The 386-nt window shown below is 65.3% G+C and carries 1 protein-coding gene; it reads right to left on the reverse strand.

Annotated features, from left to right (window positions below; genetic code table 11):
* Positions 1 to 103 precede the first annotated feature (103 nt).
* The coding region (locus BFF77_RS32325; RefSeq protein ID WP_169922763.1) for an FtsW/RodA/SpoVE family cell cycle protein at positions 104 to 386 on the reverse strand (283 nt) is incomplete at its 5' end.

Raw genomic sequence — 386 nt, forward strand, 5'->3', positions numbered from 1 at the left:
GTCCGGCCACGCCGTCCGCCGAAGAACGGCTCGGGAGTTCGTACTTACGTTCGATCTCTCGCTTCGTTTCCGCCATACTCTGGAACATACCCGCGAATTACCGTCATAGGGCCGCCAGCGGTCGCTGCACCCGGATCGACTGGAGCAGTCCCACCGCGATCCAGACCGCGAACATCGACGTACCGCCGTACGACACGAACGGCAGCGGCAGTCCGGCCACCGGCATGATGCCGAGCGTCATCCCGATGTTCTCGAAGGACTGGAACGCGAACCAGGTGATGATCCCGCCCGCGATGATCGTCCCGTACAGATCGGTCGCCTCCCGGGCGATCCGGCAGGCCCGCCACAGCACCACACCGAGCAGCACCAGGATCAGCCCGGCACCG

The organism is Streptomyces lushanensis, assembly GCF_001700515.1.
In the GTDB taxonomy this organism is placed as follows: domain Bacteria; phylum Actinomycetota; class Actinomycetes; order Streptomycetales; family Streptomycetaceae; genus Streptomyces; species Streptomyces lushanensis.